Origin of the sequence: Streptococcus sp. VTCC 12886, from assembly GCF_049893425.1 — a bacterium.
Lineage (GTDB): Bacteria > Bacillota > Bacilli > Lactobacillales > Streptococcaceae > Streptococcus > Streptococcus suis_AA.
This window is the reverse complement of the sequence record NZ_JBMVJB010000013.1, coordinates 30,988-51,991: the sequence shown is the minus strand read 5'-3', so window position 1 is coordinate 51,991 and position 21,004 is coordinate 30,988. Positions and strand designations below refer to the sequence as shown.

Below are 21,004 nucleotides of genomic sequence, written 5' to 3'. Positions count from 1 at the left end.
TTTTTGCATGGTATAATGGAGAGAAGAATACGGAGAGATTATGACAGTAATTGAACAGATTGAACAAATAAAAAAAGGGAACTTAGGTTTATTGACCATTTTGTGTGGTGAAGATGTTGGTCAATATCACATTGCGAAAGACTTATTGATGAAGCAACTGGAATTTGATACTTCGGACTTGGGTTTTGCCTATTTTGATATGTCAGAGGCTGACTATCATCAGGTGGATTTGGATTTAGTTTCTCTTCCTTTCTTTTCTGATGAAAAAGTAGTAATTCTTGATTATTTCGCAGATTTAACAACGGATAAGAAGCGCTACTTGACGGATGACGAACTGAAGCAATTTGAGTCTTATTTGGAAAATCCAGTTGAGACCACGCGCTTGATTATTCTAGCACCTGGTAAGTTGGATAGTAAGCGTCGACTTGTCAAACTTCTGAAAAGAGATGGATTGGTTTTAGAAGCAAATCCTCTAAAGGAAATGGAGCTGAAGAATCATTTCCAGAATGAAGTTGGTCGACTTGGGTTGCGGATGGATCCAGATGTTTTTCACTATCTTATGGTAAAATCCAACTTTGATTTTGCAGAAGTTAGTAAAAATTTGGTCTTTCTACAATCCTATAGAGGACAAAATGAAATTTCGCTGGCCGATATAGATGTGGCAATCCCAAAAACTCTTCAAGATAATATCTTCGATTTAACTCAACTTGTCCTTCAAACTAAAATGGATGAAGCAAGCCATCTTGTTCGGGATTTACGATTGCAAGGAGAGGACGAAATCAAGTTGATTGCGATTATGTTAACTCAGTTTCGCACCTATCTTCAAGTGCAAATACTACATGAGCAAGGTCGTGGTGAACAGCAGATTGTTACTGCGTTGTCAGATTTATCTGGTCGCAAGATTAATCCCTATCAGGTAAAATATGCCTTGCGTGATTCAAGAAATCTGTCGGTTGGTTTTTTGAAAAAGGTCGTCAAGCTATTAATTGAAACAGATTACAAAATTAAAACAGGACAATTTGATAAAGATTATCTATTTGACATTGCCTTGCTAAGAATCGCAACATCGTAATTTTCAGACAAATAAATTGAAAAGGCTCTCAAAAAGGGTTACAATAGAACTATCAAATTTATAGGAGAACAGAATTATGGCGATTATTTTACCAGATTTACCTTATGCTTATGACGCTTTGGAACCACATATTGATGCGGAAACAATGACTTTGCACCATGATAAGCACCATGCAACTTATGTAGCAAATGCCAATGCAGCACTTGAAAAGCATCCTGAAATTGGCGAAGATCTAGAGGCTCTCCTTTCAGATGTTGAACAAATTCCAGCAGATATTCGTCAGGCCTTGATCAACAATGGTGGCGGACATCTTAACCACGCTCTCTTTTGGGAATTACTTTCTCCAGAGAAAACTGAAATTTCTGAAGAGTTGGCTACAGAAATCGATGCGACATTCGGCTCTTTTGATGCCTTTAAGGAAGCATTTACTACCGCTGCAACAACACGCTTTGGTTCAGGTTGGGCTTTTTTGGTAGTTAATAAAGAAGGAAAATTAGAAATTCTTTCAACCGCTAACCAAGATACACCAATCATGCAAGGCTTGAAGCCGATCTTGGCTCTCGATGTTTGGGAACATGCATACTACCTAAAATACCGCAACGTTCGACCAAATTACGTCAAAGCCTTCTTTGAAGTGATAAATTGGAACAAGGTTAACGAACTTTATAAAGCTGCAAAATAAGCTATTTACTCTTCCATTGGGGAGAGTTTTTTATGTAAATAGTCTGTAGCCCTACCTTAGCCACGGTAGAAAATTCATCAAAACGCTTTACATAGGTGGTTAGTTAGGGTATAATATAGTCTGTGTGTAATGGACACACGAAAATACAGTTTATCCGCTGGGTTTAAAAGCACCTAAGATTGACAAAGATAGGAGAATAAAATGAATCCATTAATCCAAAGTTTGACTGAAGGTCAACTTCGTACTGACATTCCTTCATTCCGTCCTGGTGACACTGTACGTGTTCACGCTAAGGTTGTCGAAGGTAATCGCGAACGTATCCAGATTTTCGAGGGTGTTGTTATCTCTCGTAAAGGCCAAGGCATCTCAGAAATGTACACTGTACGTAAAATTTCTGGTGGTGTTGGTGTTGAGCGTACTTTCCCAATCCACACTCCACGTGTTGATAAGATTGAAGTCGTTCGTTACGGTAAAGTTCGTCGTGCTAAATTGTACTACCTACGTGCATTGCAAGGTAAAGCAGCACGTATCAAAGAAATCCGTCGTTAAGATAGTCCCTTGGACTGACGTAGTCGGAATGAGAAGAGGCAGCTTTAGCTGTCTTTTTTCGTTCTAGACATTTATTCGGCAACAGTCTATGATGATATCGAAAAAGACGGGCGGTTTGGTAGAATACTGAGAAGAGATATCTGGAAAGATATGAGACAGACGTCTCGCAATCTTTCTATTCATCATTAATTGTGATAAACTAAATATAATATCATATGGTTGGCAGTTTTCTAATACTGCCAATACTTGTTTCATCTTTTAGAAAGTTAGAAATGAAAATAATAAAACAACTTTGGTGGTTTTTTAGGCTAGAGAAAAAACGGTATGTAATGGGGATTGTTTCCTTGTGCTTGGTAAGTGCATTGAACTTGCTTCCGCCCTATATCATGGGAGAAATTATTGATCAGATTGCAGGGAACCATTTATCAGGCAATGAACTTCTGATTGGGGTAGCTGGTTTGGTTCTCTCTGCAATCGGTATGTATGTATTGCGTTATATTTGGAGAATGAATATTCTAGCGACTTCCTTTCGGCTTGGCAAAATTATGCGTGCTAGGCTATTTGAACATTTTATGAAAATGTCTCCACCCTTTTTCAAAATCACCGAACAGGTGATTTGATGGCGCACGCTACTAACGATATCAATGCTTTGACACGATTAGCAGGTGGAGGAGTGATGTCATTTGTCGACGCGACGGTAACGGCTATCATGACATTGGTGACTATGTGTTTCATGATTTCTTGGAAAATGACCCTAGTTGCCATTCTGCCCTTGCCTTTTATGGCCATGACAACTAGTTTTTTGGGCAGAAGGACACATGAGAATTTTAAGGCTTCTCAGGCAGCTTTCTCAGAATTAAATAACAAGGTTCAAGAATCGGTATCAGGTATCAAAGTGACCAAGTCATTTGGTTATCAGGAAAAGGAAACTCAGGCATTCCAAGAAGTCAATCAAGCAGCCTATTTACAAAATATTAAGACCATGCGGTATGATGCCATGTTTGATCCAGCCGTTTTATTCTTTGTTGGTCTTTCTTACGTACTGACCTTGTTCGTTGGTGCTCAATTTATTCGACAAGGTCAGGTGACAGTTGGGCAACTCGTAACCTTTATGACCTATTTGGATTTACTGGTTTGGCCATTAATGGCGATAGGATTCTTATTTAATATTACACAACGTGGCGCTGTTTCCTATGAGCGTATCCAACGATTATTAGATATTCGTTCAGATGTTGAAAATCCACAGAATCCTTTACCTGCACCTGAAAATGGAGACATTCGTTATGAAATTGATGCATTTTCATATGAAGAACAACCGACACTTGAAGACATCTATTTCACTATTGAAAAAGGGCAGACGGTTGGTCTAGTAGGTCCTACAGGGTCTGGGAAAACTACTTTATTAAAATTAATCTTGCGTGAATATGATGTGGAAGATGGTCGTATTTTATTGAACAATGAAAATGTAAAAGACTATCGTTTAGCAGATTTGAGGAGTCTGCTGGGCTATGTTCCCCAAGATCAGTTTCTATTTGCAACAAGTATTTCAGAAAATATCCGCTTTGGAAATCCCAATTTGAGAGAAGAGGAGATTGAGGAAGCTGCTAAAATTGTTCATGTGTATGATGATATAATGGATATGCCTGAAAAATTTGACACCGTTGTGGGAGAAAAAGGTATTGCCTTATCTGGTGGACAAAAACAGCGATTGGCTATGGCACGCGCAATGATTTTAAATCCAGAAATCCTATTGTTAGATGATTCCTTATCAGCAGTTGATGCCAAGACGGAACATGCTATTATTGAAAATGTCAAGGAGGGCAGGCGAGGTAAAACAACCATCATCACAGCCCATCGTTTATCGGCAGTAGTCCATGCAGATATGATTTTGGTATTAGAGAATGGGCGTATTACTGAACGGGGACGTCACCAAGAATTACTTGAGAAGAAAGGTTGGTACTATAATACATATAGGATGCAGCAATTGGAAATGGAGGAGTATGATGAATAAGAAAGCACCACAAAATGTCTTTTGGCGGCTATTGTCCTATGTCAAACCCTATCTATTTCTAACCATCGCTGCCTTAAGTTTTTTATTGTTAACCACAGTTATTCGTAGTATCATTCCCTTGCTGGCATCTTATTTCATTGATCATTATGTCCATCAAGTAACAGATGGGATTTTGTTGGTTTTAGGTGGCTATTTTGGTCTGTATATCCTCCAGATGTTGTTTCAGTATATTGGTAATTTTTGGTTTGCGAAGGTTTCTTACAGTATTGTTCGAGATATTCGCCAGGATGCCTTTTCTAAAATGGAATCTTTGGGGATGGCCTATTTTGATCAAACACCGAGTGGTTCGATTGTATCTCGATTGACAAATGATACGGAGAGTATTTCAGAGATGTTTTCTGGGATACTGTCCAGCTTCATTTCCGCTATTTTTGTCGTAGCTGTCACTTTGTATACCATGTTTGCTCTTGAGTGGAAATTAACCAGCCTCATTGTCCTCTTTTTACCAATCATTTTTATATTGGTGAATATGTATCGAAAAAAATCAGCACCCGTTGTGGAAAAAACACGGAGTTTATTGAGTCAAATCAATAGTAAACTTGCTGAGAGTATTGAGGGAATTCGGATTATTCAGGCCTTTAGACAAGAGGAACGATTATCTGATGAGTTTGAAGCTATTAATCAAGAATATCTAGCCTTTGCCAGTCGGTCAATGGCATTGGATAGCCTGTTTTTGCGACCTGCTCTTTCGCTGATAAAAATACTAGCCTATGCTTTTCTAATGACCTATTTTGGCTTGGATTGGTCAGATGCACCGGTTTCCGCAGGCCTCATTTATGCTTTTATCCAATATGCCAATCGTTTATTTGATCCTCTTTCAGAAGTTACCCAACACTTTTCAACCCTTCAGACTTCTATGGTGTCTGCGGGGCGCGTGTTTACTCTAATGGATCAAACGATTGAGGAGCCAAGGCAAGAGAGTACGGATGTGCGAATCATTAAAGGTGATGTTGTCTTTGAAGATGTGTCATTTTCTTATGATGGCAAGCGGAAAATTTTGGATCATGTTTCATTCGAAGTAAAAAAAGGACAAACTATTGCTTTTGTTGGGGCTACAGGATCTGGAAAATCTTCCATAATAAATGTATTTATGCGTTTTTATGAATTTCAATCGGGCCGCATCCTTATTGATGGACAAGATATACGTCAATTCGCACCTCACGAATTGCGTTCTAATATTGGGCTTGTATTGCAGGAACCGTTCTTGTATCATGGAACCATTGCTTCCAACATTCAAATGTATCAAGATATCAGTCAGGATGATATCATTGAAGCTGCTCGTTTTGTTGATGCAGCACCATTTATTGAAAAATTACCTAATGGTTACCAACAGCTTGTTACAGAGAGGGGTTCTTCGTTTTCAACTGGGCAACGGCAGTTACTTGCGTTTGCAAGAACCATGGCAAGCCAGCCCAAGATTTTGATTCTAGACGAAGCGACTGCTAATATTGATTCTGAAACAGAACAGACTGTTCAGCATTCACTTGAAAAAATGAGAAAAGGACGTACAACCATTGCAGTTGCGCACAGGTTATCAACGATTCAAGATGCAGATTGCATTTACGTTTTAGATAAAGGCAAAATTATTGAATCAGGTAGCCATGAAGAATTACTAGCCCTCAAGGGAACCTATCATCGGATGTATGAGCTTCAGGCTGGCCAATTGGCACGGTAATTAAATTGTTAAACCACCGTAGGAGGTATTATGATGACTCAACCACATATCCCATCAGTCATGTCTGATTTACGACAAGATATTGTTCAAATGCCCAAAGTCATAAAAGAATGTAGTGGCATTCGCATTTATGGTCGTCGCATTCGTTCCATCTTATTTACCACCGATGTTTCAATTATTGCGAATCATGATGCGGATGCCATTCTAGCGGTTTATCCCTTTACTCCAGTTCCTGCCATTATTAAGAGTATCATGATAGTTGCTTCTGTACCTGTTCTGGCTGGCGTGGGTGGTGGCTTAACAACTGGTGTGCGTTCGGCTAATATGAGCTTATTGTCTGAATCAGAGGGAGCCTATGCTGTTGTTGTAAATGGCCCAACAACTGTTGAAACAATTGAGGAAATCAATAAGGTCATCGATATTCCCATTATTTATACAGTCGTTTCAGATAAATCTGATATCAAATCTCGGATTGAAGCGGGGGTAGATATCTTGAATGTTTCATGTGGTGTTGAAACCCCGAAAGTTGTAGAAAAAATTCGGAAAGAGTATCCCGATTTTCCTATCATGGCAACTGGTGGACCAACCGAAGAAAGCATTCGTCAAGTTATAGCAGCTGGAGCAAATGCTATCACCTATACCGCCCCAAGTAATGGGGAATTGTTCAAAGGTAAAATGGAAAAATACCGTAAACATGCAGCAGACTAAAACAGTCTCAGTCTTGCATTCTGTCCTTTTCTGAGTTACAATAGAAAGGCAGACTTCCCTTAGTTAAATGGATATAACAAATTCCTCCTAAGAATTAGTTGCAGGTTCGATTCCTGCAGGGGAGATAGAAATACAGAAAAAACCCTTGATACACAAGGGTTTTTAACTTTCTTGCCCCGAATTCGCCCCAAATTTTTCCATTAAATTTCTGACTTTGTCGAATGATTGTTCTTGCTTGGCCTTAAATAAGTGCGAATATGTTTTCAATGTTTCAGTTGCATCCTTGTGTTCAACTAACTTGGCAATGGTCACAGCGTCCACATCATGATAGATTAGCCAGCTAACGTAGGTATGATGCAAGCCATGTACATTAAATGTTTGACGTGTCTTTTTCTTTAAAATTTTATTTTCGCCAGTCCCGGTCAATTTGGTAAATAATCTTTTATCTGGATTGTCTATATATCCAACTTTCATGTACTCGTCGTATGCTTTCAGCCACTCGCTATCAAACGGTACATCTCGTTCTGATTGCGGATTCTTAGTAGGTCCCCAACCTTTCTTCTTTCCGTAAACCTTGTAAGTCCTGCGGATTCGTAAACACATATTTTCGCGGTCAACGATAGGTTCTGTAATGCCGGCTGCTTCCGAAAATCGCAAACCCGTCTTTCCAATTGTGTACAGGAAGAAGTGAGAGTGGTACTTGATTGTCTTTCGATAATCTGTGATTAATTGTTCATATTCATCTAGTTCTAAATAATTGTCTTCTTCTCTTTTGGACTCGACATCGGAGAAAACTTTGACAATTTCGGTAAAATCTTTTTTTAAAATACCTTGATGGAAAGCAACTTTAATTGATGCCCTTATATGCGAATTGAACCTTTTGACACTATCTTTCACATAACATTTTGCCAGTTCGTTTATAATGTTTTGATAGGAAGTAGCATTTATCTTTGAGAGTTTCGTTTCAGGGAAATAGTTAGTAATTAGTTGTCGAGACATTAGTTGTCGGATATGATGATGAACAAGATGCCATACTTGCAGCAGATAAAATCAGTAGGTTTATAGTGGTAATTTTTTTCATTGTATACTCCTGCACTTTCGCTTTGGTCAGTTGGAAGTGTGGGGATTTTTTATTTTTAACCGATAATAGCTTCAATGATATTCCACAATATTAAGAATGGTATTCCAACGACAACCAGACCTGATATACATCCAAGAGCAAAAAGTCCGCCCTGTAGTTTCCGAAAAATTCTGCTCTTTGTTGTGGCCAAAAAACTCTTGGTACCATGAAGTCGTTTTATTATAAATTTTATTATAAACCGCCTTCTTTGGATTATTAATCAACTCCATTCCATTTTTACCATATGTAGGATTGATAGAGCTTTTTAACATTCTTTTCGCTCTGCCTGTTGTTCTAGCAGACAAACTTTTTTTCACACTTGGTTTTCTGTATCCGATTTTCATTCTATATACCTGCTAAATTAGTATACTCCTCAATTACAATAGTCTCGTTGACTGTGGTTTTTAAGTCGTATTTTTCCATAAAGCGAACGTAATTAAACTCTCTGACATCGTCCACTAAGGTCAATTCTTCTTTGACCAGATAATGAATCATATTTCTATCCGCTTGCAGTTTGTACTATTCACGCCTTCGGTCATATTGCGACGGGTCGTGGTCTTCGTGGCCGATTTCGTGGTAGATGACCTTCTTGTGTTGGAATTCATCCAAGAAGGCGTCAACTGCAATCATGTTCGCACGCTTGTTGTATATGCCTTCTTGATTCAAAAAATGCTCCTTATTTGGTACTCCAAGAAAATCTTGACTCTGTTTACCCGGGATTGTTGACAGCAAGTGTCATCGTCTTCTGTTGGTGGCTGATGGCTAAGAAAAATCTTTCTCCGATTAAAACTATGTTGCTACTCGTTGTTATTGCCTTTATCGGTGTTGTTCGTGGAATTTTTGATCCAGGCTTATCATATTAAGATGGCAAAATATTGATGGAGAGGAAGTCCTAGTATGTCAAATGATGAGATAATTAACGGATATCATGTTGAGATTGCCTATCAGAAAAGGATGATTCAGAATCTTGGTAAATGGTTGAGTCTAGCTTTTGCTATAACTGGCATTGGTGGGATGCTACTCTATTATCAACGAGGTCAACTTTTAACCTTACTAGTTGGTATTACTTTGGTCATACTAGGTCTTTCAGGAATGCTAATCATTGGCTATGGCATTTACAAGGGCACAATAAATATTCAAAAAGTGGTTAACCACCTAGAGGTTACCATTGAAGCGAATTCATAATACTATATATACAATAAAACTACAAAAAAACGCATAAAATCAAGCTTATTTGGAAGGCGATTTTATGCGTTTTACTTTTCATGGCAATATCAGCTTATTTTGAGAACTTGGTGTTTATGCATATTTGGTGTTTATGCATATAATATGTATTCTCTTCCATTTATCTCACTTGCATTCCATAAATGGTTTGCTTTCGATTGACAAAATACGCTATGATAAGTACGGGTATTGCGTATTGGATGATACTACTTCCGAACACTTCGTATCCAATAAAAATAGGAGCTAGTAAGGTATTGGTGGCTGTTCCAAATACGGCACAATACCCAAGGGCTGCAACAAGCTCAGTTGGTAGACCTAGCAATCCTGCTAAAACAGCCCCAGAACTTGCTCCAATCGCAAAGAGTGGAGTAACTTCGCCCCCTTGAAAACCTGCGGCCAAACAAAGACAGGTGAGTAGGAGTTTTAGTAGCCAATCGTAAGCAAACACTTGTTCCCCAGCTAAACTTGCATCGATCAAATTGGTTCCTAGACCAGTATAACGACCTTGATGGAAGAAAAATAGTAGAACGGTCAGTCCAACTCCCATGATAGCTATTTTAATGTAAGGATTTGGAAGCCATCGAGTTGAGATGCTTTTTGATTGCGTCAAAAACCAGGCGAATAAATTGCCGATGAAACCGAAGCAAAGGGCAATAAATAGCCATTTGAAACTATCTGTAAACTGGAATGAAAAAGATGAAATAGTGTGGGAAAATTTCTCTAATCCCAATAAATGGGAAGTAGTAGAAGCTGTGAAAGCCGCAACTAGACAATAGGGGAGACTAGTCCAAGCATATTGGCCAACGATTAAAACCTCAATAGCAAAGAAACCAGCAGCCAATGGTGTTTGAAATAGCCCTGCAAAACCTGCGGCCATACCAATCTTTGTTATCATGTCTTTGGGCAAGTGTGTGAAACCATGTTTTTTTAACCAGTGTGAGAGACTGGCTCCAAGTTGGACAGCTACCCCCTCGCGACCAACGGAAGCGCCAAAAAGATGACTGAGCCAAGTTGTAGAGATGATGAGCGGAATGAGAACTGGAGAAATTTGTACTATCTCCCCTTGTCCAGCTTTGAATACTAAGCCCATACCTGCTTGGACTTCCCTCCCCCATTTTTGATAAATGAAAATAATCAACACCCCTACAAGTGGCAGAAAGGGGATTAGATATATAAAATATTCAGATCGTAAGTCTCCAACCCCTAGTAGAATTTTCCCAAAAAGTGTGGTGATAATTCCTGCACCGACTCCAATTAAGCAAGAAAAGAAAAGGAGTTGGATGGTATGTTTCATCTTATTACTCATGATTCGCTAACTTGGAAGATTGATATGCTCTTGATTGGGCTATCATATCACTAAAGGTCGCTTGAATAGCAGAGCGGTAATCATCCTTTTGGACTAATTTTCCAACTCTTTCAAGAACAGCTTTTTCTCGGCTGGTATCCAAAACAGGCTTACCTGTTGCTCGTTTGTAGGCTGCGACTTGATCAACAAGCTCCATACGTTTTTCCAATAGTGCAACAAGTTCCTCATCAAGCTGATTAATTTGTGAACGAATCATGTCTAAATCCATTATTTACTCCTCCAGAGATTGTTTCAGTTGGTTTTTAGTATAGCAAAAAACAAGGCGAAAAACCAGCCTTGTTAAGAATGTTTACCAACTTGCTTTTTTAACCCCAGGGAGTTGACCAAGATGAGCTGATTCACGGAAAGTAATTCGACTCACACCGATTTTTGCATATAAGCATGCGGACGGCCATCTCTGTCCGGTCTCGGTATTTCAGTCGATTAGGATTTGAGTCGCGAAGCAATTTTCTGAGTGCTTGGTAGTCACCTTTTTCTTTGAGACTTTTTCGCAAATCTGCATAACGTTCGATTAGTTCCAACTACCTCTGATAGCGGGCCATTTTTGATTCTTTAGCCATAAAATTCACCTTTTTCTAAAAACTTAACCAGTTATTTATATATCAAAAAAAAGATTGCAAACAATAGGTGTACAATCTTATTAATAGGCTAAAAAAAACAGACCAGACCTATTGATAAGCCAGTCTGTTTATCAATTAATTCAAAGTATCTAATTTTGCAACAAGGTCTGTTGCAAATTGCTCAAGATTAACAATATCCTCATCTTCAGCTGCAAGGTCTACTTTGACATTTTCAGCACCCTTAGTTGCACCACGTGAACCCAACATGACATCAAAGTCATCTACTGCACTACAGAAGTCATCATAGAAGGTATCACCAGAACCGCAAACACCGTAGACCTTACCAGTCAAATCTAAGTTAGCTAGGTCAGCATAGAAATCAACAATTTCATCTGGAAGTTCACCATCACCACCATACGAATAGGTATAGCTAGCTACAACAATAAGGTCTGCATCCAAAATATCTTCTGTTTCAATAGTCGTACATTCATGTACCTGTACTTCAACGCCCAACTCTTCTAGCTTACTGGCGACGATGTCAGCAATTTCTTCTGTGTTACCAGTCATACTAGCGTAAACTATTTTTGCTAGTGCCATAATTTCCTCCAAATTACATAGTAATTCCATTATACCACACACCCATCATTTTCAAAAGGGGAAGTTTATGCTAAAATGATAAAAAGGAGTTGCTATGACAATTTACAGTAAAATTATTGAAAAAATTAACGAATATGACACGATTATTATTCATCGACATAAAAGACCAGATCCGGATGCGATTGGTAGTCAAGTTGGCTTACAGAAACTCTTGCAGAAGAATTTTCCTGAAAAAACCATCAAGGTAACCGGTTTTGAGGAACCAAATCTTGCTTGGATGGCAGGAATGGACGTAGTTGCAGACCAAGACTATCAAGGAGCCTTAGTAATCGTGACAGACACTGCCAATACTGCGCGTGTGGATGACGACCGTTATACTCAAGGAGATTTCTTGATAAAAATCGATCATCATCCCAATGAGGAGCCTTATGGTGACCTGCTCTGGGTCAATACGGAAGCCAGCTCATGCAGTGAAATGATTACGGAACTAGCCATCCAAAGCCAACTTGAACTCGATGGAGAGATTGCTTGTCTACTCTATGCAGGAATTGTGGGCGATACAGGCCGCTTTCTCTATCCAGCAACCAGCTCGCGCACCTTTGAGATTGTTGCTCGTCTCCGCCAAGAAGATTTTGACTTTGCAAGGATTTCTCGCCAGATGGATACCATTGATTTCAAGATTGCCAAGTTGACAGGTTACGTCTACGACAACTTGGAAGTGGATGAACATGGTGCGGCACGTGTCGTTTTGACACAGGATATTCTCGAAAAATATGGGGTGACCGATGCGGACACTTCCTTTATCGTAGGTGCACCAGGACGGATTGGAGTTGTTCAATCTTGGGGGATTTTTGTGGAACAAACTGACGGAAATTACAGAGTCCGTTTGCGCAGTAAGTATCTTCCAATCAACGAGATTGCCAAACGCCACGATGGCGGTGGCCACCCACTAGCAAGTGGTGCTAACTCTTATTCACTCTCCGAAAATGAGCAAATATACCAAGAAATCCAAGAGGTAGTGAGGAATGCAAGCAAGTAGTCGCTCCCTTCGACTTATGGGAACTATCATTGAAACCAAAATATGGCATCCTCAGGCAGAACCGATTTTGGATCAGGTAGAAGAGCTTCTCTATCTCTACAAGGATCGGTTTTCTGCTAATGACTTGACCTCTGAATTAATGGAGGTCAACCTCAATGCTGGTGTTCAGGCGGTTCCTGTTGCCGATGACCTGTATGAATTGATTACATTGGGCAAAGAACATAGTCTGGCTCAGGGATCTTTTTTGAATATTACCATTGGTCCCCTTGTGCAAAGCTGGCGGATTGGTTTTAGTGATGCCAAACTTCCAACTCAAGCAATGATCAGTGAAAAACTCCAACTCATCAATCCAAGGGACATTGAATTAGATGACCAAGAGCACACAGTCTATTTGAGAAAAGAGGGCATGGCGATTGATTTGGGTGCTCTTGCTAAAGGATATGTAGCAGATAAGATTGTCGACTTCTTGAAAAGAATAGGTGTGGAAGCTGGATTGATTAACCTGGGTGGCAATGTCCTGACCTTTGGTCAAGCTCCTCACAATCCAGATGGTTATTGGCGAATTGGTATACAGGATCCTCAGAAACCACGTGGTGAAAATGCCATCGTCCTAAAAATACGAGAAGAATCGGTTGTCACCTCTGGTATTTACGAAAGAACCCTAACCGTTAATGGAAAGACCTATCATCATATTTTGAGTCCTGAGACTGGCTATCCAATCGAGTCGCAGCTGGCTAGTTTGACCATTGTGTCCAAACGATCCGTTGATGGTGAGATTTGGACAACTCGATTGTTTGGTCAAGAAATGACTCGGATTTATAAGATGGTAGAGGAAACTGATAGTATCGAGGCGGTTTTGATTGGGCTTGATGGCAGGATTCTAGTGACTTCAGGGCTTTCTGAGAAAGTTCTTGCCGGTAAAGAAAGGGTTTCTGATAGCTTGGGCAGTCCTTCAAGAGGGGGATTTGGGGCAAGGGTCACTTCTGATGTAGCTTCGGGTGCATCAGCACTTTAGTTTTTGGGAGTTTTTGAAATAACCTAAAATAGTTAAAAATTGATTTAAAAGACTTGCCAGAAGGAAAAATTTTTGGTAGAATTAAATGGTTATAATCTATGGCTCGAAAAAGAGACCATGGCAGAAAGGAATTTTTATAATGAAAAAAGATATCCATCCAGAATATCGCACTGTTGTCTTCTTGGACACAACTACTGGCTACAAGTTCCTTAGTGGTTCAACTAAGAAATCAAACGAAACAGTTGAATTCGAAGGTGAAACATACCCATTGATCCGTGTGGAAATTTCATCAGACTCACACCCATTCTATACTGGACGTCAAAAGTTCACTCAAGCAGATGGACGTGTGGATCGTTTCAACAAAAAATACGGTCTCAAATAATCATCGTTATAAAACCGTTAGAAACGTTGATTTTAAGCCATTCCCGTGCCTTGGGAATGGCTTTCTTTTTGAAATGGTAACGAAAAAGTAACGGCTGGTCGTTACATTCCCGAAAATTGGGCAAACTTTTCAGCCGCTTTTCTTTTGTATTTTCGTTTTATGGATGTATTACTGTTTAAAGTAGTGGTTGTTCCATCAATTGTTTTATAATGCCTTGATGAGATTGAACTAGTTTGTACTTATACGATTTTGGCTATACATTTCAACTTTTGATTTCAATGACCAGTCTTTTTTTGCTATAATGGAAAGAGTTAGTATTTGAGTTGAAAGTATGAGGTCATTCATGAATAACAGAGGAACAATTGATAGTCGAATAGATTATTCACTTATTTTACCCGTCTTTTTTTTACTAGTTGTAGGCATACTCTCATTGTATATTGCAGTTAGTCAGGATTATCCTGATATTGTACTTCAGATGGTTGGGCAACAGGTTGCATGGATAGGAATTGGAGTTATTGCTGCCTTAATCGTTATGTTTTTTTCTACCAAGTTCTTATGGCAAATTACACCGTTTCTCTATGTTTTGGGTTTAGGATTGATGGTTCTTCCATTATTTTTCTACAGTCCGGATTTAGTTGCTTCAACAGGTGCTAAGAACTGGGTTACGATTGGAGATACAACGCTGTTTCAACCTTCTGAATTTGTGAAAATCTCATACATCATCATGTTGGCAAGAGTGATTGTTACATTTCACAAGTACCATGAAGAACAGTCCATAAAGAATGATTTTAAATTAATAGGATATTTGACACTCTTTACGATTCCTGTTTTGGCATTATTGGCCTTACAAAGTGATTTGGGTACATCTTTGGTTTTCATTGCTATTTTTTGCGGAATGGTTCTTTTATCAGGAGTATCATGGAAAATATTGGTGCCCATTAGCCTTGTTGCATTCGTTTTGGTGACTGGCTTTATGTTGATTTTTATTTCACCTGGTGGAACAACTCTATTGCATAATTTGGGAATGGACACGTATCAAATCAACCGGATTTCCGCTTGGTTGGATCCTTTTGAAAACGCTCAAACAACGACCTATCAACAGGCACAAAGTCTCATTGCGATTGGAAGTGGTGGTTTGAAAGGGATTGGATTTAATCAGACTAATTTATTCATCCCAGTTCGTGAAAGTGACATGATTTTTACTGTTATTGCTGAGGATTTTGGTTTTATAGGTAGTAGTGTGTTGATTGGTCTATATTTATTGTTAATTTATAGAATGTTACGGGTTACCTTAAAATCGAACAACAAATACTATACCTACATATCTACAGGCTATATCATGATGCTTTTGTTCCACGTTTTTGAGAATATTGGTGCAGCAACTGGATTATTGCCTTTGACAGGTATTCCTTTACCTTTTATTTCACAAGGTGGATCATCAATGGTAGCCAACTTAATTGGTATAGGATTGATTTTGTCCATGGGTTACCAGTATCATTTGTCGAATGAAAGAGACAATGATCGTTCACGTAAATTTAAAAAAATTACGATCAAACGTTTAGAAAGATAGGTTTTATATGGTAAAAGTTGCAGTAATGTTGGCGCCGGGTTTTGAAGAAATCGAGGCTTTGGCACCTGTTGATATTTTTCGTAGGGCTGGATTTGACTGTCATATGATAGGATTGCTGGATCGAACCGTTGAAGGTTCTCATGGAATTCGTGTGGAAGCTGATACAAGGTTTTCGGGACAATTAACTTCCTATGATCTTGTTGTATTGCCGGGGGGGATGCCAGGTGCTACAAACCTTCGTGATCATAGTGAATTGATCGCGGACTTACAGGCTGTTGTTGACACTGGTAAATTTGTTGCTGCTATCTGTGCTGCTCCTATTGTGCTGGACAGAGCAGGCTTATTGGAGAATAGAAACTACACTTGCTATCCAGGTATGGAACAGGATATTCAATCAGGGAATCATATTGAAGAAGTAGTTGTAGTTGATGGTCCAATCGTTACAAGTCGTGGGGCAGGAACCAGTCTGGAATTTGCTTATACGTTGGTAGATATGTTTGGCAATGATGGGCATGAATTAGCTAAGAAGATGGTTTATCGCCGTAATTAAGTAGAACGAGAAAGGTAGAATGAGAGTCATCTACCTTTCTTTTTTACTGTTAAATTAGTAAAAAATATGCTATAATGAAAGGTATTCACTAGAATGTTTTTAATAGCGATAAAGGAAGAAAAATGACAGAAGAAATCAAAGATTTACAAGAAAAAGCTCAAGAGTATGATGCCAGTCAAATCCAAGTTCTAGAGGGTCTTGAAGCTGTTCGTATGCGTCCAGGGATGTATATTGGTTCCACATCTAAAGAAGGTTTACATCATTTGGTGTGGGAAATTGTCGATAACTCGATTGACGAGGCGTTGGCGGGATTTGCGAATAAAATTGAAGTTATCATTGAGAAAGATAATTCTATTACCGTTATTGATAATGGACGCGGTATTCCTGTTGATATTCAGGAAAGAACGGGTCGCCCAGCTGTTGAGACGGTCTTCACAGTGCTCCATGCCGGAGGTAAATTTGGCGGAGGTGGCTACAAGGTATCTGGTGGTTTGCACGGCGTTGGTTCTTCTGTTGTAAATGCTTTGTCTGCTCAATTGGATGTACGAGTCTATAAAAACGGTCAGGTTTATTACCAAGAATACCGAAGAGGTGAAGTTGTTGCAGATTTGAAAGTAATAGGTGAAACAAACCGTTCTGGTACAACTGTTCATTTCACACCAGACCCTGAGATTTTTACTGAAACAACTGAATTTGAATTTACTAAATTAAACAAGCGAATTCAAGAACTTGCATTTCTAAACCGTGGTTTAAATATTTCAATTACTGACAAACGGGAGGGCTTGGAACAAACCAAGGAATACCATTATGAAGGCGGGATTGCCTCTTATGTTGAATACCTCAATGAAAATAAAGATGTGATTTTTGAGACACCAATTTACACTGAGGGTGAGATGGAGGATATCACTGTTGAGGTTGCTATGCAATATACAACAAGTTATCATGAAAATGTCATCAGTTTCGCCAATAATATCCATACTCATGAAGGCGGTACTCACGAACAAGGTTTCCGTACAGCACTGACTCGTGTCATCAATGATTACGCTAAAAAGAACAAAATCTTAAAGGAAAATGAAGACAATCTAACTGGTGAAGATGTTCGAGAAGGTTTGACAGCAGTCATTTCTGTTAAGCATCCTGTACCGCAATTTGAAGGACAAACAAAGACAAAACTTGGAAATAGCGAAGTTGTAAAGATTACAAACCGCCTCTTTTCTGATGCTTTTGCAGAGTTTCTGTTGGAAAATCCACAGATTGCTCGACGGATTGTTGAGAAAGGGATTCTGGCGAGCAAGGCTCGTATTGCAGCCAAACGTGCGCGTGAAGTAACTCGTAAGAAATCAGGTCTTGAGATTTCCAACCTTCCTGGTAAGTTAGCTGATTGTTCATCGAATGATCCAACAAAGACAGAGTTGTTTATCGTTGAGGGGGATTCAGCCGGTGGATCAGCAAAATCTGGACGAAATCGTGAGTTTCAGGCAATCTTGCCAATTCGTGGTAAAATCTTGAACGTTGAAAAAGCGAGCATGGATAAGATTTTGGCTAATGAAGAAATCCGTAGCTTATTTACTGCTATGGGGACTGGGTTTGGAGCGGATTTTGATGTTACCAAGGCTCGTTACCAAAAATTAGTCATCATGACGGATGCCGATGTCGATGGTGCTCATATTCGTACTCTCCTTTTGACTTTATTCTACCGCTACATGCGTCCGATTGTTGAAGCAGGATATGTCTACATTGCACAACCACCTATCTATGGTGTTAAGGTTGGAAGCGATATTAAAGAGTATATTCAACCAGGTGTCAATCAAGAGCAGGAATTACAAGAAGCTTTAGAGAGACATAGTACAGGACGCTCTAAGCCAACTATTCAGCGTTATAAAGGTTTGGGAGAGATGGATGATCATCAATTATGGGAGACAACTATGAATCCAGAAAACCGTTTAATGGCGCGTGTTTCAGTTGATGATGCTGCAGAAGCTGACAAGATATTTGATATGCTGATGGGGGATAAGGTCGAACCTCGTCGAGAGTTTATCGAAGAAAATGCCGTGTATTCAACACTAGATGTGTAAAAATGAAAAAAATAGTGCAATTGCTAGTAAGATATGGTATAATTAAGCGATATTTACTCGTAATCATTATGAAACTAAGGAGATTTACATGCCTACTGGAACAATCATTTTAATCATTTCGATTGTTATTATTTTAATCATTGCCTATGTAGCCTGTCTGATTGTTCGCAAACGTAATGAAAACCTTTTGGTTGCATTAGAGAAGCGCAAGGAAGATTTATTTAATCTGCCAGTGAATCAGGAAGTGGAGGCCGTTAAGGCGCTTCATTTGATTGGTCAAAGCCAAGTTACATTCCGTGAGTGGAATCAAAAATGGGTGGATTTATCACTCAACTCATTTGCTGATATTGAAAATCATATTTTTGAAGCTGAAGGTTTTAACAATTCTTTCCGATTCATTAGCGCAAAAAATGCAATTGATAGTATTGAAAGCCAGATTAATTTGGTTGAGGAAGATATTGAAGCTATTCGCCACGGACTTGTTGAGTTAAAAGAACAAGAGGAGAAAAATTCAGGTCGCGTGAAACATGCATTGAATCTCTTCGATAGTTTACAGGAAACAGTACGAGATAATGCTGATAGTTTTGGGGAAACCTTGCCAGAATTAGAGAAACAGTTGAAGAATATTGAAGTCGAATTCTCTGAGTTTGTCATGTTAAATTCATCTGGGGACCCAATCGAGGCGTCTGAAATTCTTGATAAGACGGAAGAGCATATGATTGCCCTGAGTCAAATTATGGATCGTATTCCTAATTTGATTGAAAAGCTCGAAAAATCATTCCCAGATCAATTAGATGATTTGGAGACTGGTTATCGCAAATTAGTAGAACAAAACTATTTGTTTACAGATAATGATATAGAATCTCAATTCCAGAATATTCGTGTCTCTATTCGTGAAAATACAGCCTTGGTTGTATCTTTTGATTTGGATGCAGCTGAAGTTGAAAATGAAAAGATTCAAGCTAAACTGGAAAACCTTTATCAATTGTTCACTCGTGAAGTCGAAGCACATAAAGCAGTTGTGAAGATTAGTAATACCTTGCCAAAATTCTTGGCACATGTCACAGAAAATACTGCGAAACTTGACGAAGAAGCTTCTCGTTTAAATGCAAGTTATTTACTGGCAGAAAGTAAATTGTCTCGTATTAATCAATTGAAAAAACGTTTGGAGTCCATTGAAATAGTTGTGACTGAAAGTGTTGATGAGATTGAGACTCCACAAGTTGCTTATTCAATTTTACAAGAGCGTCTAGAACATGCTTTATCAACATTGAAAGAAATCGAAGAAGAGCAATTGGTACTTGCAGAGTATCTGAAGTCACAAGAAATTTCAGAAAATGCAGCGCGTAAAAAAGCTACACTTTATATCAATAAGCTTCATACCTTGAAACGCTACATGGAAAAACGCAATATGCCAGGCATTCCTGGTGAGTTCTTAACAAGTTTCTTCAGAACAAGCGATCATGTTGAGGCATTGATTTCTGAATTGGACTATAAACGAATTAACATCGAAGTGGTTAACCGTTTATTAGAAAATGCTACTTACGATATGAATCAACTGGAAGAGTTAGCTTATTTAATTGTACAAAATGCAACTTTGACAGAGCAACTCTTACAATATTCTAACCGTTACCGCTCATTCGATGAGAATGTTCAAAAAGCTTTTAATCGTTCTTTAGCTATTTTTGAAAAAGAGTTTGATTATCAAGCCTCTTTTGAAGAAATTTCATTTGCATTGGAGACAGTTGAGCCTGGTGTAACAGAACGTTTCGTTCGTTCATATGAAAAAACTCGCGAAGCCATTCGCTATTAAACAAAGACGAAAAGACCAGTATATCGCATTAGGAAAAGCGATATACTGGTTTTTTTTGTAAGTCCTATCGGTAATTGATGACTTCTTCTTTAGAAATAGAGTATTCTTCTAATAAGGATTCGAGCTGATCAAAGCCTAATCTGAAATGGGCCAGTTTATGACCATCAGATCCAATTGAATAGCGATGGCACCCCAATTGTTGAACCAGAGAAAGTGCATAACGATAAAGGTCTTCGTGATGGTAGAGGTAGATACTCTTTGCATTTAATTCAAATGCAAGATTATTCTCGATCATTTTTTGAAAAATACGAATTAACTGTGGTTCATATATCTGTAAATCCTTGACAGATAAGTCGAAGAGACGAAATCCATAGTCAAAATGGGCAAGAACATCAGCCTCAACGCGTCCGATAGCGTATTCTAGTCGATCTAAGTAGTCACTTATGATGGTATGCATATCCATGTCAGCTACTTCATCGTCTAAGTAGTCATTTACTCCATTATGGTGGACGGAAAGTAGCTTTAGATCAAACTCTTTATCAGCCAGATAAGAAAGAATGTCTGCTTCGCGTGGCTGGAAGTAGCCAATTTCAATTCCTTTTTTGATGCGGTTATTGTATTGTTTGTTTAGCTCAGCTATTTCTTTAGAATAGGCTTCATAGTCGGGTACATCGTCCTGTTTGCTGTAAGGGTTGGATAAGTCAAAATGTTCTGTTGTCACAATTTCGCCATCGTACTGATCCAAATAATCTTTAAAATCTGTTTCTGAGTCATAGGAATGATGAGTGTGCAAATGGTTATCTCGCATGGCAAACCTCCTTTTTTTCTATTGTAACAGAAGCTAGAATCTTGAGCAAGACTTACTTTAAAGGCGAAGGTTAGGATTATCATAAATAATTCTGATAATTCTTGCAATTTCTTAAAAATTTGGTAAAA

Annotated in this window: 20 protein-coding genes, 1 tRNA gene and 4 pseudogenes; 16 read left to right on the top strand and 9 right to left on the bottom strand. The window is 38.8% G+C overall.

Features of this window, described 5'->3' with window-relative positions:
* Positions 1-40 precede the first annotated feature (40 nt).
* From holA to ACPC57_RS05560, 7 genes and pseudogenes are all read left to right on the top strand, one after another.
* On the top strand, positions 41-1,072 hold the full coding sequence (gene holA / locus ACPC57_RS05590) for a DNA polymerase III subunit delta (protein WP_277836755.1): 1,032 nt from the start codon (positions 41-43) through the stop codon (positions 1,070-1,072).
* Positions 1,073-1,148: 76 nt separating this feature from the next.
* A complete protein-coding gene (gene sodA / locus ACPC57_RS05585) occupies positions 1,149-1,754 on the top strand; it encodes a superoxide dismutase SodA (RefSeq protein WP_434066474.1) in 606 nt (201 codons plus the stop codon).
* A 201-nt stretch (positions 1,755-1,955) separates the two neighbouring features.
* Positions 1,956-2,303 carry a 50S ribosomal protein L19 gene (gene rplS / locus ACPC57_RS05580; protein WP_011921928.1) on the top strand — a complete coding sequence of 116 codons (348 nt, stop codon included), beginning with the start codon at positions 1,956-1,958 and terminating at the stop codon, positions 2,301-2,303.
* Positions 2,304-2,575: 272 nt separating this feature from the next.
* A pseudogene (locus ACPC57_RS05575) lies at positions 2,576-4,314 on the top strand (ABC transporter ATP-binding protein).
* Positions 4,304-6,049 carry an ABC transporter ATP-binding protein gene (locus ACPC57_RS05570; RefSeq protein ID WP_434066473.1) on the top strand — a complete coding sequence of 582 codons (1,746 nt, stop codon included), beginning with the start codon at positions 4,304-4,306 and terminating at the stop codon, positions 6,047-6,049. Before ACPC57_RS05575 ends, ACPC57_RS05570 begins: the two are co-directional and overlap by 11 nt.
* Positions 6,050-6,082: 33 nt before the next feature.
* Entirely contained in the window at positions 6,083-6,757 is a 675-nt protein-coding gene (locus ACPC57_RS05565; protein ID WP_217375147.1) for a hydrolase, read from the top strand.
* 53 nt (positions 6,758-6,810) lie between these two features.
* Positions 6,811-6,882: transfer RNA gene (locus tag ACPC57_RS05560), tRNA-Arg, on the top strand.
* Between the two features lie 37 nt (positions 6,883-6,919).
* Here the strand turns inward: ACPC57_RS05560 and ACPC57_RS05555 are convergent.
* The 4 genes and pseudogenes from ACPC57_RS05555 to ACPC57_RS05540 all read right to left on the bottom strand — a co-directional run bounded on the left by ACPC57_RS05555 (position 6,920) and on the right by ACPC57_RS05540 (position 8,609).
* The gene (locus ACPC57_RS05555) at positions 6,920-7,654 is read right to left on the bottom strand and encodes a site-specific integrase (protein WP_434066472.1); all 735 of its coding nucleotides are present in this window, start codon (positions 7,652-7,654) and stop codon (positions 6,920-6,922) included.
* Between the two features lie 372 nt (positions 7,655-8,026).
* A pseudogene (locus ACPC57_RS05550) lies at positions 8,027-8,221 on the bottom strand (hypothetical protein); the annotation flags it as partial.
* 1 nt (position 8,222) lies between these two features.
* Positions 8,223-8,372: a hypothetical protein gene (locus ACPC57_RS05545; RefSeq protein ID WP_274504714.1), complete on the bottom strand. Its 150-nt coding sequence runs from the start codon at positions 8,370-8,372 to the stop codon at positions 8,223-8,225.
* Between the two features lie 24 nt (positions 8,373-8,396).
* Positions 8,397-8,609, bottom strand: coding sequence for a hypothetical protein (locus tag ACPC57_RS05540; protein ID WP_254451637.1), 213 nt, complete (start codon positions 8,607-8,609; stop codon positions 8,397-8,399).
* Between ACPC57_RS05540 and ACPC57_RS05535 the strand changes: the two are divergent.
* Positions 8,534-8,740: pseudogene (locus ACPC57_RS05535) on the top strand (PTS system mannose/fructose/sorbose family transporter subunit IID); the annotation flags it as partial. The gene ACPC57_RS05540 and the pseudogene ACPC57_RS05535 sit on opposite strands and share 76 nt — an antisense overlap.
* A gap of 34 nt (positions 8,741-8,774) precedes the next feature.
* Complete coding sequence (locus ACPC57_RS05530) at positions 8,775-9,062, top strand: hypothetical protein (RefSeq protein WP_434066471.1); 288 nt, start codon at positions 8,775-8,777, stop codon at positions 9,060-9,062.
* 160 nt (positions 9,063-9,222) lie between these two features.
* On the opposite strand, the gene ACPC57_RS05525 is transcribed toward ACPC57_RS05530, so the two are convergent.
* From ACPC57_RS05525 to ACPC57_RS05510, 4 genes and pseudogenes are all read right to left on the bottom strand, one after another.
* Positions 9,223-10,407 carry a chloride channel protein gene (locus tag ACPC57_RS05525; RefSeq protein WP_434066470.1) on the bottom strand — a complete coding sequence of 395 codons (1,185 nt, stop codon included), beginning with the start codon at positions 10,405-10,407 and terminating at the stop codon, positions 9,223-9,225.
* Entirely contained in the window at positions 10,400-10,675 is a 276-nt protein-coding gene (locus ACPC57_RS05520; RefSeq protein ID WP_130554325.1) for a chorismate mutase, read from the bottom strand. Before ACPC57_RS05520 ends, ACPC57_RS05525 begins: the two co-directional genes overlap by 8 nt.
* An 81-nt stretch (positions 10,676-10,756) precedes the next feature.
* A pseudogene (rpsN, locus tag ACPC57_RS05515) lies at positions 10,757-10,988 on the bottom strand (30S ribosomal protein S14).
* Between the two features lie 174 nt (positions 10,989-11,162).
* A complete protein-coding gene (locus tag ACPC57_RS05510) occupies positions 11,163-11,624 on the bottom strand; it encodes a flavodoxin (RefSeq protein WP_217374881.1) in 462 nt (153 codons plus the stop codon).
* 94 nt (positions 11,625-11,718) lie between these two features.
* Here ACPC57_RS05510 and ACPC57_RS05505 point away from each other — a divergent pair, with 94 nt between their 5' ends.
* The 7 genes from ACPC57_RS05505 (at position 11,719) to ezrA (ending at position 20,068) form a co-directional block, all read left to right on the top strand.
* Positions 11,719-12,663 carry a DHH family phosphoesterase gene (locus ACPC57_RS05505; protein WP_274504717.1) on the top strand — a complete coding sequence of 315 codons (945 nt, stop codon included), beginning with the start codon at positions 11,719-11,721 and terminating at the stop codon, positions 12,661-12,663.
* A complete protein-coding gene (locus ACPC57_RS05500) occupies positions 12,650-13,678 on the top strand; it encodes an FAD:protein FMN transferase (protein ID WP_277836750.1) in 1,029 nt (342 codons plus the stop codon). The genes ACPC57_RS05505 and ACPC57_RS05500 overlap by 14 nt, the downstream gene beginning before the upstream one ends.
* A 139-nt stretch (positions 13,679-13,817) precedes the next feature.
* Positions 13,818-14,060, top strand: coding sequence for a type B 50S ribosomal protein L31 (locus ACPC57_RS05495; RefSeq protein ID WP_172036431.1), 243 nt, complete (start codon positions 13,818-13,820; stop codon positions 14,058-14,060).
* Positions 14,061-14,391: 331 nt separating this feature from the next.
* Positions 14,392-15,630, top strand: coding sequence for an FtsW/RodA/SpoVE family cell cycle protein (locus ACPC57_RS05490; protein WP_217374884.1), 1,239 nt, complete (start codon positions 14,392-14,394; stop codon positions 15,628-15,630).
* Between the two features lie 7 nt (positions 15,631-15,637).
* Positions 15,638-16,180, top strand: coding sequence for a DJ-1 family glyoxalase III (locus ACPC57_RS05485; protein ID WP_217374885.1), 543 nt, complete (start codon positions 15,638-15,640; stop codon positions 16,178-16,180).
* A gap of 122 nt (positions 16,181-16,302) precedes the next feature.
* Positions 16,303-18,255, top strand: a complete 1,953-nt coding sequence (gyrB, locus tag ACPC57_RS05480) for a DNA topoisomerase (ATP-hydrolyzing) subunit B (RefSeq protein WP_434066469.1) — start codon at positions 16,303-16,305, stop codon at positions 18,253-18,255.
* Positions 18,256-18,343: 88 nt separating this feature from the next.
* Positions 18,344-20,068, top strand: a complete 1,725-nt coding sequence (ezrA, locus tag ACPC57_RS05475; RefSeq protein WP_274504721.1) for a septation ring formation regulator EzrA — start codon at positions 18,344-18,346, stop codon at positions 20,066-20,068.
* Between the two features lie 64 nt (positions 20,069-20,132).
* Here ezrA and ACPC57_RS05470 read toward each other — a convergent pair whose 3' ends face one another.
* Positions 20,133-20,876, bottom strand: coding sequence for a PHP domain-containing protein (locus tag ACPC57_RS05470; RefSeq protein WP_217374888.1), 744 nt, complete (start codon positions 20,874-20,876; stop codon positions 20,133-20,135).
* Positions 20,877-21,004: the final 128 nt, after the last annotated feature.